Genomic DNA, 16,105 nt, shown 5'->3' with positions numbered 1-16,105 from the left:
ATATTGTCTCGTTCAACCATTTATTGTTAATATGGGATCTCAATAATTTGGCAATTTCCATTGATTTTCGCTGCAGGGCGGCGACTCCAACGGGATTAAGTGAGCATAATGAGACTTCACAACGTACGCGCAAGCGGCGGTAAAGGCTCATCGCTTTCCACCAGGTAAGCGTCCGCACTGCAGCGGAAATCCTAGCGGTCACTACCACGTAGTTTCCTACAACCCGATTTAAAAGCGGCTTACTTTATCCTACTTAAAATGAAATTATTCACGTGTCTAGAATTTCATTATTTCCTTAAGCACGAAAAAAATCTGATTACCATTGAACATGGCATTCAGATTTTTTGCATTTCCTCTTTATATTTTTTTACGCAATTATGACAAATACAGTGTTTCCTTCTACTTTCTTCAGGGACTAGTTCAAAAATCCCTTTTGGAAATTCCTCTATCGTACACCAACACCCATTTGGCTCTGTTGCATCGACCATACATTTGTTTTCCTCCCCGCAAAGCGGACAATGTGTATTAGCCATCATAATCCTCCTATTTTGCGAAAGTTTTTACTTGGTTTCGTCCAGTCGTTTTTGCTTTATATAATTCCTCATCAGCGATTACATACATTTCATCTTTACTTTCAAACTGCTCACACTGACCAAATGCTCCTCCTATACTAACTGTTACAGGGTAAGCATGCTGTTCCCAACAGTAAAGTAAGGACATAGATTCCACTGTAGTTCTTAATTCTTCCGCTATTTGCAGAAATTCTTTGTGACTAATATTCTTCAAAAACCCAACAAACTCTTCTCCACCAAATCTTCCTAATATACCCCCATGACTCTCCATAACCGTTTTCATATTGTTCCCAACATGCTGCAAGCATTGATCCCCTGCTATATGGCCATGAAAATCATTATAACGTTTAAAATAATCAATATCGATCATCAGTAAAGCAACATGCTTATTCGCATTGCTTTCATCGTTCCACACTTCCGAAAGGTATTTGGTGAAGTATTTACGATTCACAAGCTTTGTTAAATCATCATAGAACACTTCTCCACTTAAATGTTGATTCGTTTGTTCAAGATCCTCTACTATTTTCTTTTGCGTGGAAATTTCATTTTTCAAATGCTCATTCATTTTGGCGATTTCCTCCATTTCCTTCCCTGCAAAAAGTTTATTTAACTCTAGTTTAATAATCTCGAGCTTGTGTGATATCGTTGTAGAGCCTATAACTTGTTCTAAAAGATGATATTTTTTATAGTAGTTTAATGCAATATCATATTGTCCTTTCGATTCATAATAGGTAGACAACTGGTTGTAAATTCTACTTAAATATTGCTTTGCCTGTATCTCTTCCGCATTATCAATTGCTTCACCTAAATATTTCAAAAAGGAATGTTCATCCACTTGTAATTCAAATTCCGCTAAGTTGATAAGTACTTCTATTGTGTAAAACTTATTTCCTATAGCTTTTAATCTCGCCAAAGCTTGCATATAATATCGTTTTGCTTGATCATAATCTTGCTGTAAATAATAAATTTTACCGATTTTATTCTCCACTTCCGCGAGTGATGTGACATCATCTAGTTCAAGTAACATTTCATAACTTTTTTGATAATATCCAAAGCTTTCTTCTAAATTATGTCGGTTAAAACAAACCCAACCCATATTCAATAAAATTACCGCTTGATTTCTTTTAATGTCCTGCTTTTCAGCTATATATAGTGCTCTTTCATAGGCTGCTAATGCTTCTTCCGTATTTCCAACTTCTCTATATACTTCACCCATATTATTATAAATACGACTTAAAATGACATCATCATCAGGTTCTTTCGCAAAGCGTAATGCATTAATAAAGTTTTCAAGCGATTGTTCGTACATTCCATTGTAAAAATATACAATACCGATTAAATTTAGTGCCGATGCTATACCTGCTTGGTCATCTAGTTCAACATATATTAGATACGCATCATACGCATAATCATAGCAACTCTCTAATTTTGTCATTGATCTACATGCTAGTGCCATGACAAACAAGGAAGCAGCTTCTTCCTTTTTCACTTTCGATATACGCGCTTCCTTATAAGTTGAAGAAGCTATTTCAAATGCTTCAGACGGGTATTTTAAAGCTATTTCTTTTGCTTCATTAATTTTTTTCATTAATGTTTTTGACTCCGAAATCACATCTGTCTCCCCCTGCTCTTATGAACTATTGGTAGATCTTTTCGTTATTGGTAATCTATTTATAATTTTATATTCCGACTTTTTAAATAGCAACAAAGAAAGTTACTACCTGCTGAATTGTATGAGTGACTGGCACCCAGCGATTTCCGTCAGTTTGGATTCACTTCTAATGGTTTACTTTCTAAAACTTGTTCTACTTCTTCATATCCAGTTGGGAATGCGAAGTTGTAGCGAGCAGGAAGAGCAAAAACATATTGTTCGTTGCGATTTAGCTCTGATGGTCCGATAGGTGCTGCACCTATATGAAATTTCTCTTGTTGCAGTAAATCCCATTGTTCTAGTGTGAAAATCATTATTGGAATATCCTGACGTGGATTTTCGGAAGTCCATTTAGGATGGCGAATTGAAATCATCGGACCTGTTTCAACTACTTTTTCAGTACCAGATGTTGGTATGGATAATCCTTCCCATTCTTCCGTCACAATCGAATAATTTTCCCAAGTCTTTGGCAACTTGAATGTAAAACGATACTCTTTGTTTTGATAAACAATCGAATCATTTTGTTCTTCCCCACCGAGTATAACTTTGGTAATAAGCCATTGCTCCTCCACTTTTTCAACTGCTAGACTAATCGGGATTTTATTAACTTCTTCATCCCCGTTTGAAATTTCGATTATGTTGCCATTTAATTCATATGCTATTGCAGAAAGTTTCTCCGTGTTTTCTATATCGATATGGTCTGGCCAAGGACTAGAAGTTAGTCTCCCAGGGGCTGCTAATGGATCTGAAAGCCATTGTTCTATAAGCTCAGCAGAAACTAAATCACCATAATTGTCGTGCATTTCCTTTTCTAATTGTCCTTCTGGTCCTAATAATGACAGGTTTTGAAGAACCTTTCCGAATCTTTCCACCACATCTTCTACCGCTGCCACTTCATTGTCATTGGAGGGCGCTGTTTCAGTCGTCCCTTTCTCCTGTGGTTGCACTTGACTCGCATTTTCTTCGTTCATACATCCAAACAAAGAAACACTCACTAAAAGGAATAAACCAACTATTTTTTTCATTTTCTTTCCCTCCCCAAAAATAATATATATAATTAGTCGTTTACCACTGGGATTTTGTTACTGTCTGCATACATATCGTGGATTCGAAAAGAAGAAAACCAACAACCATGACCTTGAAGTCATAGAAGTTGGTTTGATCTTAGAATATACATTTGAAAGTACTAATTACTATCTTCCCTTTAACATCAATTTTTAAACGATAAACCTTCTGATTCTAATGCAGCTCTTAGTTTAGGTAGTGAGGCTGGTCCCATTCCGTGAAACTTCAAAATATCTTTTTCACTAAAGTTAGATAGCTGCTTTAAAGAAATGATGCCGTTATTTTCTAACGCTCGTCTTGCAGGTGCAGATAGAAGTGAAAGAAACCCGCCTTCAGGTTTCCGTTCTTGTTCACAAGTCGGGCATGTAGGACAGTCAGTGCTTTTGTAGTAATTATGTCCTTTTTCGCAAGTTCTTAAATTTTCCTTGGAAGTTGTCATGATGGGATTCTCCTTTTTCTAATTAATTCAATGTATAAAATAGCAATCATAAAACCAATATAAATGAATCGATATTTAGTCTATACTACCATTCTTATAAGGGGCTCTTCCATATGGCAAATACAAAGCAGAAAAAAGCATCCATTGTTTTGGATCTATTAGCAATCATTGTTGGTACAATAGTTTCCGCAATTGCACTTAATATGCTGATTATTCCTGCCGGGCTTTTATCTGGCGGTTTAACTGGGATAGCTCAATTTATTCATCATTTTATTCCGGTGGATGTCGGTATTTTTTATTTTGTATTAAATATTCCTTTAATGATACTTGCTTATAAATTATTAGGAAAAAAGTTTAGTGTTTATACCATGATTGCTATTATTTTAATATCTGGTTTTTTATATCTTTTGCCCGTTCAACAATTATGGACAGATAATACAATTCTTGCTGCAATTTTTGGCGGTACGCTTAATGGGATTGGGTGCGGAATTGTTTTAAGAAGAGGCGGCTCACAAGGTGGGCTTGATATTCTTTCAAGAGTAATTTCGAAATACCACAATGTGTCGATAGGAAAAGCCAGTTTAGTTGTAAATGTTTTGATTGTCATTGTTTCTGGTTTTATTTTCGGAGGAGAAATTGCTTTATTCACGATTATTTCAATGTTTGCGACCATGAAAACATATGAGATTATTTTGAGTCACGTCAACCGTGTATCCGTGTTAATCATTACAAATAGGGGCGAAGAGGTAAGCCATGAGATCAACTCGAATTTACATCGCGGGACAACTATGTGGGATGCGACTGGTGGATATACACATGAGCAAAAAACCGTATTATTTTGTGTGACAGTAGTCGGGGAATTGACCTCTTTGAAAAAAATGGTGAGACAGATTGATTCTCATGCATTCGTTAGTGTCATTTCAACTCAAAACGTTATTGGACGATTTCATCAAATTTGGTGAAACCAGGTAGTTTCCAATATAGAAAGTATGTTCTTTTTCTGTTAAAATAAAAACAACTAGTTATGCAGGATGGGCGGTTGGTCACTTCCACAGTTCGAGGAGGTGATAAAATTGACGACTTACGAAATAATCAGCTTACTTATTCAACTATCTGTTGGATGGATAGCTTTCATTTCTATTTTGTTGTCAATACTCTTTTTCCTTATGAAAAAGAAATAACCGTCCCCTAGGCATAAGGTTTGACGGTTATTTCTACCCTCGGACCAACCGCTCTTTCTGCGGTTTCTAGTTGAGAGACCGAGCGTTCGTAGCGTTCGATCTTTTTATATTATGCTTTTCTATCATCATTATACGATTATTTTTACCATTTTTCAATAATTGTACACGTATTACCACGCTTTTGGGCTTAACCATTTGCTCCCGAGTAAACTTCATTCAACATATCTTCCATAATATAACTTTTGAATTATTGGTTCTCTAATATCTTCATCAATATTATCTACATTACTTAGTAAATTTTTAAAGTTATAGTTATTCGTGTTGTGAAAGTTTTGCTTGGAAATACGATTTAATAATGGTCCACGTAAAACTTCAGCGATTAGACCAGATGAAACTCACTTTTTCTTGAAAATTAAACACTATGTACAACTCCAGTTCCTGTTTGATTAGAAAAAATAATATTTTTCAATTCATATGTACCGTTATACCGGTACTTTTATAAATTAAATCAATATATTAGTATCTACTTCAATCAAAGAACTGAATAGCCTTTTTATAGAGGTGATCATAGTTGTCAAACTTTTTAATATTAGTCGGAGCACAGCTAAGAACGATAAGAAAAGCAAGAGGGTTAACACAAGAAGAGCTTGCAGAAAAAACAGGGAAAATAGGCGTAGGTAAATCTCGTATTTCTGATATTGAACGAGGGGAAGCAAATATCACACTGGAAACGCTGGAGATGCTTATGAATGCGCTTGAAATTCATCCAAACGATTTATTCAATTTTCAAGGACTTGCTGCGGATACAGAATTTGAAGAAAAGTCGTAAATGTTGGATTTACACCTTTCTGTGCTTCGTGATAGAGAAATAGATGAGGTCAAGTATGTTGTAAGTACAGCAAAGGATTTTTTGAATACAGTGGATGCGAAAAAGAAGTAATAATAAAACCAGCTACTATGACCTTGAAGTCGTTGTAGCTGGTTTCATATTTCATGCGCCTTTTATTTCACTAAAAACGCATGCGAAACGCTTTTACGATAATACCATCATTTGCCGGTTCAAAATCAAACTGTGGTAAACGTTCAAATCCGAGATGTTCATATAATTTTATCGCTTCTTCCATAAAGTCAGCCGTATGCAGACCCATTTCGGCGAAACCTTTTTCCTTTGCGCGTTTTATACATTCTTTAATAAGCAATGTCGCTACTCCTTTTCCTCTCGCTTCGGAAGAGGTAGCAAGCATTCGCAATTCTGGATAACCAAGTTCGTCCTCTAAAAGTCCCTCATATGCTATTATATCGGGTGAAAACAATGCAACACTACCTATAATTTCTCCATCACTTTCTGCTATCATTCGTTCTACACCAGATTGGATATCCCCATCCGATAAGATGGATTTTCTTAAAGCTTGCCAGTGGGCTTCTGGAATTTTTGTTTCGTGTTCTTCATATGCAGCTAATCTTAGCTTCCTAATATAAGACAGTTCTTCCTCTACCGCATCTCTGATGATTACCATTTCTCCAACCCCTTATGTTTTATTTACTTTCGTGAACGAAAAACTTTTCTTTCTTCCTACTTAAAGTTTCGCGATTATGTGCGGAATGGAAGATAGAAGTATCCGGACCTTTCGGTAAAATATTTAAGCTTTTTTGATCATCGCTCGCGATATGATTGGATAAATGATAATGTATTTTAATCGCTTCAAAATCTGTGGTATCCCCAAAACCAGGTGTTTGGTACAAATCTCGTAAATACCCCCATAAGTTTGGAAAATCTACGATACGATTACGATTTGCTTTAAAAGCAGAATAATAGGCAACATCAAAGCGCACTAGTGTCGCATACAAGCGAACATCTGAATCAGTAATAAAGTCTCCAAATAAAAAGCGCTTCGTTGCTAAACGTTGTTCCAATTCATCTAAACGCTCAAACAAAACATCATATGCTTCTTCATATGCTTCCTGCGAACGTGCAAATCCACATTTATACACGCCGTTATTCACTTCATGGAAAATAATATCACTTAAAGCGTCTATTTCTTCGCGCAAATGTTCCGGATATAATTCTGGTGCATGTTCCTTATGAAATGGCGCCCAAGCTGTTTCCAAATGATTCGTTAATCTAAAATAATCGTTATTCACCGCTTTTTGTTCTTTTATATCAACGATGACAGGTACAGTTGGTCTACCGGTGTATTCCGGGTCTGCCTTTTTATACACTTCACTTATATAGTGAATGCCTAAAACAGGATCGACTCCATCTTTATCTAAAGAAAATTCCCAATCTACGCGGTCGATATTAGGACGCATTGGACTAGCAGTACCTAGACTAATGACGTCTTCTAAACCTAGTACACTTCGTACAATGACAGAGCGATGCGCCCAAGGGCAAACCGCCGCCCAAAGAAGACGATATCGTCCTGCTTCTACTGGAAGTTCGCCTGGGTTATTTCCAAATGGAGTATTGAACTGGTTTTTTTGGCGGTTAAATTTCCCGTGTTCATCAACTTCAGTTGGTGCTTGTTTCTGCGTCTTTTCCACTTTTATCATCCTTTTCTATTCTATAATTCATAAAACATAGTTTTCTTCTTGGTTTAATTAAGTTTATTAGTTTATTACCTTGAAGTCAAGATAATAAACATAAGAAAAGTACCTAGTTCCAAAATATTGATCAATATTTTGGAACTAGGTACTTTATTTATTATTTTGCAATTAAACTAATCTGTTCAGAGGTACTCGTTATTAGTCTATCCAAATCTCCATATCCATAATATCTAACATACATAACCCCTTTTCCTTTAGTTGCAAATATTTCTTTAAATGCATCCTCCTCATGAACAATTAAAAGATCGAAACTAGCATGATTCATCTGTACATATTCACGAGTTGAATCCCAGCTACTATATCGTTCTATCAATTCATCAACTATACTTTTGCCCATAGATGGAAAGGCTAGCTTATAAACGATGTTGGTAATACTTGGCGAGTACGTTCCACTATTATCTCTCCATATTTGCCCAGAAATAATACCTGACTCATGTGATTCGTATTGATATGGAGCTAGCAAACTCCATGTATAATCATAACTATTTCCTCGATCAAAGTTTTTATCGTTATTCATTGTCTCTCGTTCCATTTCAGGATTTTGTTCCATATCTGAAAGCCTGACAATTGGTATGTCAATACTTGTAGTTGGTAATGCTTGGGTCTCCATCTTTACTATTTGAATATATGGTAGAATTGCAGCAAACATTGCCCAAATAAGAATCAAAGTTGAAAGGACTAAATTTATCTTATGCTTCATTTTCCAAGGGGCAGAGTGGTTAATAGGCTTCCCATCTATTAGTTTTTTTCGCAAAGAACGTATTGCAATAGCTGCTTGTATAGCATTGTATGCGACATAAATCATTATAATCGAAAAGATAGGACTCATTCCTCCCTCTACAAGACCGAGAGTAGGAGTTGAGCCGATAAACAAAGTCATAAATAACAAACCAATTATTACTAAAGTTGCTATTACTGACACTAGAGCATTTAGAGCGAGCTTTTTATCAAGCATTTTCAAAGTATAAGCCTGTTCCTCTGGATCGGTATGTAACTCAGGCGCATTCAGCTCAACTGAAGAGGAGAACACATTAAACATTCCATAAGTTGTAACATGAAACCATCCGCTTTCGGCATACATTTGCTCTTGCTCTGGCGTAATTGCCTTGTTTTGCAGTGCGTCTATTCTATATTTCATTTGCTCAGGCTTCCCTTTAACAAAATGTGCAAATATTGTACCTATTTTCTTTAAATGCAACCCTTCATTTGCCATAGCTGAAAACCAACACTCATGTTCACCAATACACCAATAATTGCTCGGTCTTAGTTTTCGAACTATTTTACCCATTCTCCTCACCTTCCTTCAGCATTATTCCATCATTAACTAGCGATACTAAGCGGTTATATTCATCACGAAGAGCTTCTTTTCCATCAGCTGTAATGGTGTATGTTTTCCTTCTCCCATCATCTTCTGCTAACGTGATCAGCCCATCTTTTTGAATCCTTGCAAGAACCCCATAAAGTGTTCCAGGTCCCATCTTCACTCTCCCATTAGATACCTCTGTTATTGCACTCATCAGACTATAACCATGATTGGGATTCATAAGTGCTAATAACACATAGTACATTGCTTCCGTCATAGGTCCACCATTATATGCCATAGCGCTTCTCCTTTTAGTATGTCATGCGATATATCGTGTAACATAATAGTATTATTCTTTCTATTACCTGTCAAAGAGTAGCTTATAATGAAAAAGAGGAGGAACAAACTCATGGAACGGATTAATCGATTAGAAGATGTAGAAGAAGTATTTGAGTTGTCTAATTCGTGGGAAGAAAGAGGAATAAGATAAGGATTAGAAATAGTTTTTGGTACCTGGTTCCCACACAATTAATTGCTAGAAATGTATGAGAACCTCGTACCTTTTTTGTGATTTTGGAATATTTAAAGCCTTGGATCTACCGGGTCCGATTCTAAGGCTAGAGTAGCGAGCACACATTCATGCACGCGTTCAATTGATTCACCATCAACAAAACGCCTTATACCTTCCATCCCTAAAGCAAATTCTTTTAAAGCAAGTTTTTGTTTTTTGCCTGTATTTCTATTTTTTAACCGCTTCAAGTTTTCCGGATTTAAATAATCCATTCCATAGATGATATGCAAATATTTACGGCCTCTTACTTTAATAGCAGGCTGGATTAACCGCCCTTTACATGTGGATGTGAAAAATTCTGGCTTGATGACGATTCCTTCATGCCCTTCTTTCGTCATTTCTTCCCACCAAGCGATGACTTCTTGCTCACTATTACTATCCGAAATAATTTTATATTCGGTAGTCACGAAGAGAGACGAATCCATCGCAAATTGCTTATTCATTTCCATATGCCATGTGTGAGCTTTATGAAAGAATGTTTCAGTGCTATGAGCCAAGACGTGAAATGGTGCAATTTGAATGGCATCCGTTTCTTCTATATCCCAGCAATACTTCTGGAACACTTCTTTAAAAATCTCTGCATTCTTTAATTTTTCATCGTACTCCATTAACCAGTTTTCCACATCAACATAATTTGAGGAGTTTAGCTTTTCAATGATTTTCTTTCGGTCTAACAATGCATTTTCTGAAACATGTGCGTATTGACTACTAATTAGTTCTTTCGCTTTTAAATTCCATGGCATAATTTCAGCATCTAAGAGTACAAAATCAGTTTGATATTTTTCAAAATAACCTTTTTGGGTGAGTTCTTCCGTTAACTTCTGTACAACTTCTTGCTCAGTCGATCTATTAAAAAACCTTCTGCCTGTTCTCGTGTATATAACTCCATCTATTTCAAAACCAATTGTTTTTTTCGCGACTGCTTTATTTTTAAATAAAAGTAGAACCGCACGACTACCCATATGCTTTTTCTCGGCAACCATCATTTCAATGCCATGACTTCGATAATATTCAATCGCCTCTTTTGGATGTTCTAAAAAATCGGGAAGCACAGAAACGGATGGTGTTGGGCTCATTGTAGGTGGGATATATAGTAGCTGTTCAATCGGAACCGTATAATGTGAAATAGTGTCGATTGCAGACTTAACAACATTTTGTGGCAGCTTAACTTCCCCTAATTGTTCTGTTTGTACAGAATATCCATTTATAAACTTCTCCATATTTGGAGGATTAAGACGTTCCATTTCCCATTTTTGAAGCGGATTATCTGATGTTCCGGAATAATCTTTTTCTGCTTTTACTGAGACGAATTGTTGTTCAGGGTAACGCATCGCCGTCAGTTTTCCACCAAAAACTACACCTTGATCAATATTAATCGTGTTGTTTACACGGAGTGGCTGTGGCTTAGGATCATGCCCCCATATAATGGGTAGACTTCCTTTGTGGTGAACATACCAGTCTATACGAATTGGCTTCCCATCATCATGTATTCCATCTGTATCTCCATATCGACAGAAGTCTTGGATTGTAGCAGATTGCTTTCCAATATACTCGTCCTTTATCCCCGCATGAGTGCAAATGGCTGTCTTTACTCCATTTCTCGTTAAGACAAAATGTGATGGAGCTTTGAGAAGGAAATTTTTCAAGACATCTTTTAATTTTTCCGCTTTCACTGAACCATGCTCTTTCTCGTACAGTTCAAACTCCTGCGCAACCTTCTCGTCTCCATGCTTTAGCTCAACATTTCGACCATCAAGCCAGCGAGCAATCTTCCATCCATGATTGCTGTCTGTCATATACGCTAAGTCCTGCTCCACATGTCGTTGAAAAAACTGCATCGTTTTTAATGATTCTGGTCCTCTACTCATAATATCACCAATAGACATAAACTTCCTGCCCTCTGGATGGATATAGAGATCCTCATCATTCTGTTCATAGCCGAGTTGAACTAAAAGAGACATCAATTCCTCATAGCAACCATGTATATCTCCGATTATATCGATTCCATTTCCAACATCCACAAATAGTGGATTCCCTTTTCTTATAAGTTCAATATCCTCATGTTCGTTAATGAAATAAACGGATTTAAAACCTTCTTTTTTAATAAATCGTAATTCTCTTTTCCAATTTTGAAATTGTTGTTTTACTCTTTTTCTGCCACGAGGATTTTTGCGTCGTTCATCTCTTTCAAGAAGTGTTTCTTGTGGAATGTCAAAAACAATCGACGCTATTGGTACATGGTATTTCTTTGCCAGTTCTATATAACGTTTTCGGTCCTCCGCATAAAGATGAGTTGCATCGACAAATGTTAATTTATTCAACCGGCATCTTGCTTCTAATGTGTGATCCAACAAGCGAAATGCTTCACTAGATAATGCAGAGTAATCATCATGAAGACTATCTGCTTCATCTTTTGGTCGCTCCGTCCATTGTATAAATTCAGTATCTCCAACCATTGCACGATACGTATCTGAACTAATGGCTTCCGATGATAATATCAAATTGTCCTCGATCCACTTATTGAGTAATGTCGTTTTCCCGCTATTGGACACGCCGACAAGTAAGACAATTCCAGCGCTTGGTATTGTAATTTTCATAGACGATTCTCCTTTCTAATGAATGTACACATTTGAGTTGGAGTGCCGTACTGCATGTCTTCTTCTCCTATCCCTTCAAATGCTAAGTCATATTGATTGGCGTGGTTCATTTGATTACACCATTGTCTAAATTCTTGTCGTGTCCATTCAAAACGATGGTCGTCATGCCGCATTTCTTCGGACATTTTATACACATGATTGTATTCTTTGTTCGGTGTAGTTACGATGAAAGCACCTGGTTGATAGTGCGCTAGCATAAGGTCCACTACTTTGGGTAGTCTTTCCTCATCGATATGCTCAATCACTTCACATAAGATGATGACATCTTTGTTTTTCAATCGTTCATCGAAATAAAACAGGGATCCCCAAATAGTTGTAGGCATGGTGAAATCTTTTTGCTCTTTCAACTTTTCAAAACGTTTTAATGCCTTTATCGTTTCGGATTCTGATGGTTCCACAGCAAGTATTTCTTCTATCCCATTCACAAATCCTAATTTAGCGGAAAGCTTTCCTTCACCCGAACCAAAATCGACTACTTTACATTTCTTTGAAAGCCCTGATACTTTATCGATTATTTTTTCATAGCGCAACTCGTTTAGCGGTAATTGCTTTGAACTAACTGGTTGTTGTATTGTGTCGCGTTCCTCGAACTGATCATATAGTTCTTTAAACCTTAATACCTTCCGGATAATGAATTCTTTTTTAGGATGAGTGTCGAGCCATCCTTCTCCGTATCGCTTCAACTTTTCTATTTCTGTTTCATCAATAAAATAATGCTTATAGTTATCTAGCACCGGGATGAGAATGAATAACTGTTGAAGTCCTTTTTGAAGAGTAGTCATTCCGGTTAGTGTAATATAGCACGCTGAACTTTTTTCTTTTATTTGAAAGGAATAATCTATTTCTCCAAACTCGATACCTGTGTCATAGCCTAACGGTTCAAAAAGCTCGCGTATCTCCTGCCCACTTAACTCCGTTGCAACGGGACCAAAACTAAAAACGAATGGAAAGGGATGATCTACCCATTTTGAATACTCTTCTTTTGGTTTTCCGTTTAATGCAGTACTTAAAGCGGAACGAATAAGTGAAGTGAAAATGCTACTCGTTGCGAATTCGCGATCATTTATGTAATGGGTAATGTCATATGCACTAGACGACTGATTGATAAGTGCAAGTGGATCGGGTGTTACAAAGACTGTCATTTCTACTTTTTTATCTGTAAATGTTGAAAAAAAGAGTCGTACCGCATGATCTTTTTGCATTCGCTCATATAAATTATTCGGATTTTTAGCAAGCAGATGGGAAAGAACCTGTACATTTTCACCTGTCGCTTTAATCGTTAGTTGCATAGTATCCATCCTTTCCTTTGTTTCATTTTCTGTCGGTTGATGAAGGTGTATCTTGAAGAAGTTGGACGAAAAGCCCATCCCCTTCTAACCACTCAGCGATGAGAATACCTTTATAGCTGGAAATACCTTTTGCGTTCAGTTGATCAGTCAACCATGCCTCGTCAAAACCTAAATCCTCTATCTCATCCCATAAAATTTTGCCGTCCCGTATTAGTGTTACTGGCGCATAAACTGTTTTATATACTAGGTTGAAGTCCTCTTGTGTTGTTTTTTGATACTTGGATTTCTTCAAAATGCTTAACGACCCATTTGCCTCTAAATAGCAATATTCGACCTCACGAATGGAAAACGTTTCACTTTGTCTAAGCAAGCTTTGTAACTGATTCAGATTCATTCGATTTTTCTTTAACTCTTCTCGGTCCACTATACCATTTTTTATCAATGCGGAAGGTTTACCCTCAAAAAATCCACGAACCGCCAAAAACTTTTGCCCAAGAAACTCCACGATAAACAGCAAAACACTCCATAATGACATCGTGTAAAAAATATAAAATAATCCTACGTCATCATGATACAATCCATTTCCTAGCAATTCACCTAATACTATCGCTGCAATGAACGTAAACGGGCTTATTTGTTTGATAATTTTTTTCCCTACAAACTTGACGATAAAAAAAAGAAGAAAAAACCCGATGATCAGTTCCATTGTAATATTTAAAACATGCACTTTTATAGCAACCCCATTCTACCTATTCTTCCATTCAGTTATCTCCAAATAAAAAAGAAATAACCGCCATCCCCTATAGGGTTTGACGGTTATTTCTATATTGTCTGAGTAACTGTATTCCTTAAACAAGACCAGTCAATAGATATACACCAATTACGAAGAAGCAAGCTAGTGTTTTAATGATTGTAATTGCAAAGATATCTTTATATGCTTGGCGATGAGTAAGTCCACAAACCATTAGTAATGTAAGTACTGCTCCATTATGTGGCAAAGTATCCATCCCACCCGCTGCCATCGCAATGACACGGTGCATAACTTCTAAAGGAATACCGGCAGCATTTGCAGCCTCCACATATTTTTCCGCCATAATACCTAGCGTAATACTTATACCACCAGATCCAGAACCTGTAATCCCGGCAAGTGCGTTCGTTAACACAGCACCATTGACTAAAGGATGCGTAAAGGTTGTAGCTAAGAAATTCTGAACTACAGCAAAACCTGGTAAAGCAGCAATAATCCCTCCAAAACCAAACTCAGATGCGGTATTCATTGTAGCAAGCAAAGCACCGCTTATACCGACACTTAAACTATCCTTGAAACTTAATTTAACCGCTTGGAAGTTCAAAGCAATTGCAGTAAAAATCCCTACGAGAAGTGCAAGTTCCACCGACCAAAGTGAAAGTTGCTGATTCATATTAACGGTTCCATATTGTTCTAGATTAATATTGGCAAAATCGAACCCATCTGCATACCATTTCGGAATATAAGTAGTGAAAAGCTTGTTCATCACCCCGACCAATATTAGCGGAAGAAAAGCTAACCAGTCCTTCACATCTATTTTTGTGGTTAGCATAGAAGTAGGGGCTGCAATCGCTTCACTTGTAGCAGCCATCTCACTAGCAGCCGGTGACTCACTAATCGCATTTTTCCCTATACCATAATAACCTTCACCATTCTTAGCTGCTTTCCTGCGACGGCTTTCTAAATACAGCATACCTACTACAAAAATGAATAATGCACCGACTAAACCTAGATATTTTGCTGCATAGATACTCGTATTAAAGAAAGTGGTTGGAATAACATTTTGAATCTGTGGTGATCCAGGAATCGCATCCATTGAAAAAGTAAAAGCACTAAATGCAATTGTGGCTGGTATTAGTCGTTTCGGAATATTCGCTTCACGGAACAAATGGTTGGCAAAGGGATAAATCGCAAATACGGCTACGAATAAACTTACTCCACTATAAGTTAGAATAACACCCAATAATACGACAGTAAAAATGGCTTGTCTAACTCCAATAAATCGAATAATTACTTTTGCAATTCTTGCCGCGATACCGGACATTTCAATTACTTTACCGAAAATCGCTCCAAGTAAAAATACGGGAAAATAAGATTTTATAAAGCCAACCATCTTTTCCATAAATATATTAGAAAAGAATGGTAATACATGGCTCGGATCCGTCAAAAACACGGCAAGTAAAGCACATATCGGAGCAATAATAATGACAGAAAAACCACGATAAGCTAAAAACATAAGTAGTCCTAGTGCTAGTAGTATGATAATCAGATCCATAAATGTTCTCCCTCATTTAGTCTAGAGTCTTTTGATTCACCAAAAGCTTCATTTCGAAAACCGCCACTGTTTCATCCGTTTGCTTTTTAACTTCTTGTAATACCGTCACAACCCCTTGGTCCGGTCCTTTACTCTTCAAATCAATTACTTTTCCCGTAAGATGAATAGTATCTCCAATGAAGGTCGGAGCTGTAAATCTTACTTTATCCATACCATAAAACGCTACGACAATCCCCGGTTCAAAAAGTACCAATCCGGTAGTTATAGAAAGTACTAGCATCCCATGAGCAATTCGCTGTTTATACTGGGTTTCCTTTGCATATTCAATATTTGTGTGAAGCGGAAACCAGTCCCCACTTAAAGCGGAGAACATAACGATATCTGCTTCTGTTATCGTTCTTCCTTTCGATCCCCAAATATCCCCAAGTTGGTAGTCTTCAAAGTATTTATCGAACATTTCTATATCCCCT

The 16,105-nt window shown here is 36.9% G+C and carries 15 protein-coding genes; 2 read left to right on the top strand and 13 right to left on the bottom strand.

Features of this window, described 5'->3' with window-relative positions; translation table 11 throughout:
- Positions 1-335 precede the first annotated feature (335 nt).
- From AC1DFT_RS18670 to AC1DFT_RS18655, 4 genes are all read right to left on the bottom strand, one after another.
- Positions 336-533 carry a cysteine-rich CWC family protein gene (locus tag AC1DFT_RS18670; RefSeq protein WP_478160796.1) on the bottom strand — a complete coding sequence of 66 codons (198 nt, stop codon included), beginning with the start codon at positions 531-533 and terminating at the stop codon, positions 336-338.
- A 10-nt stretch (positions 534-543) separates the two neighbouring features.
- Positions 544-2,184, bottom strand: coding sequence for a diguanylate cyclase domain-containing protein (locus AC1DFT_RS18665; RefSeq protein ID WP_478160794.1), 1,641 nt, complete (start codon positions 2,182-2,184; stop codon positions 544-546).
- Positions 2,185-2,333: 149 nt separating this feature from the next.
- Entirely contained in the window at positions 2,334-3,248 is a 915-nt protein-coding gene (locus AC1DFT_RS18660) for a hypothetical protein (RefSeq protein ID WP_478160792.1), read from the bottom strand.
- Between the two features lie 185 nt (positions 3,249-3,433).
- Positions 3,434-3,727 carry an RNA polymerase alpha subunit C-terminal domain-containing protein gene (locus AC1DFT_RS18655; protein WP_478160790.1) on the bottom strand — a complete coding sequence of 98 codons (294 nt, stop codon included), beginning with the start codon at positions 3,725-3,727 and terminating at the stop codon, positions 3,434-3,436.
- 113 nt (positions 3,728-3,840) lie between these two features.
- On the opposite strand from AC1DFT_RS18655, the gene AC1DFT_RS18650 reads away from it, so the two are divergent.
- A complete protein-coding gene (locus AC1DFT_RS18650; RefSeq protein WP_478160788.1) occupies positions 3,841-4,689 on the top strand; it encodes a YitT family protein in 849 nt (282 codons plus the stop codon).
- Between the two features lie 790 nt (positions 4,690-5,479).
- Positions 5,480-5,737, top strand: a complete 258-nt coding sequence (locus tag AC1DFT_RS18645; RefSeq protein ID WP_478160786.1) for a helix-turn-helix domain-containing protein — start codon at positions 5,480-5,482, stop codon at positions 5,735-5,737.
- Positions 5,738-5,918: 181 nt separating this feature from the next.
- Here the strand turns inward: AC1DFT_RS18645 and AC1DFT_RS18640 are convergent, their stop codons facing one another.
- From AC1DFT_RS18640 to AC1DFT_RS18600, 9 genes are all read right to left on the bottom strand, one after another.
- A complete protein-coding gene (locus tag AC1DFT_RS18640) occupies positions 5,919-6,425 on the bottom strand; it encodes a GNAT family N-acetyltransferase (protein ID WP_478160784.1) in 507 nt (168 codons plus the stop codon).
- Between the two features lie 19 nt (positions 6,426-6,444).
- Complete coding sequence (locus tag AC1DFT_RS18635) at positions 6,445-7,458, bottom strand: glutathione S-transferase family protein (protein WP_478160782.1); 1,014 nt, start codon at positions 7,456-7,458, stop codon at positions 6,445-6,447.
- 151 nt (positions 7,459-7,609) lie between these two features.
- Entirely contained in the window at positions 7,610-8,800 is a 1,191-nt protein-coding gene (locus tag AC1DFT_RS18630; protein ID WP_478160780.1) for a DUF2812 domain-containing protein, read from the bottom strand.
- On the bottom strand, positions 8,793-9,113 hold the full coding sequence (locus AC1DFT_RS18625) for a PadR family transcriptional regulator (protein ID WP_478160778.1): 321 nt from the start codon (positions 9,111-9,113) through the stop codon (positions 8,793-8,795). The genes AC1DFT_RS18630 and AC1DFT_RS18625 overlap by 8 nt, the downstream gene beginning before the upstream one ends.
- Positions 9,114-9,397: 284 nt before the next feature.
- Positions 9,398-11,983, bottom strand: coding sequence for a polynucleotide kinase-phosphatase (locus tag AC1DFT_RS18620; protein WP_478160776.1), 2,586 nt, complete (start codon positions 11,981-11,983; stop codon positions 9,398-9,400).
- On the bottom strand, positions 11,980-13,332 hold the full coding sequence (locus tag AC1DFT_RS18615; protein ID WP_478160774.1) for a 3' terminal RNA ribose 2'-O-methyltransferase Hen1: 1,353 nt from the start codon (positions 13,330-13,332) through the stop codon (positions 11,980-11,982). Before AC1DFT_RS18615 ends, AC1DFT_RS18620 begins: the two co-directional genes overlap by 4 nt.
- Positions 13,333-13,354: 22 nt before the next feature.
- Positions 13,355-14,038, bottom strand: a complete 684-nt coding sequence (locus tag AC1DFT_RS18610; protein WP_478160798.1) for a DUF421 domain-containing protein — start codon at positions 14,036-14,038, stop codon at positions 13,355-13,357.
- A gap of 142 nt (positions 14,039-14,180) precedes the next feature.
- Positions 14,181-15,635: a GntP family permease gene (locus AC1DFT_RS18605; RefSeq protein ID WP_478160772.1), complete on the bottom strand. Its 1,455-nt coding sequence runs from the start codon at positions 15,633-15,635 to the stop codon at positions 14,181-14,183.
- Positions 15,636-15,651: 16 nt separating this feature from the next.
- Positions 15,652-16,092: a MaoC/PaaZ C-terminal domain-containing protein gene (locus tag AC1DFT_RS18600; protein WP_478160770.1), complete on the bottom strand. Its 441-nt coding sequence runs from the start codon at positions 16,090-16,092 to the stop codon at positions 15,652-15,654.
- Positions 16,093-16,105: the final 13 nt, after the last annotated feature.

It is taken from the genome of Psychrobacillus sp. 05T411 (assembly GCF_056396485.1).
Note: the sequence above shows the minus strand (reverse complement) of the source record. Positions and strands in the feature narration are given on the sequence as shown.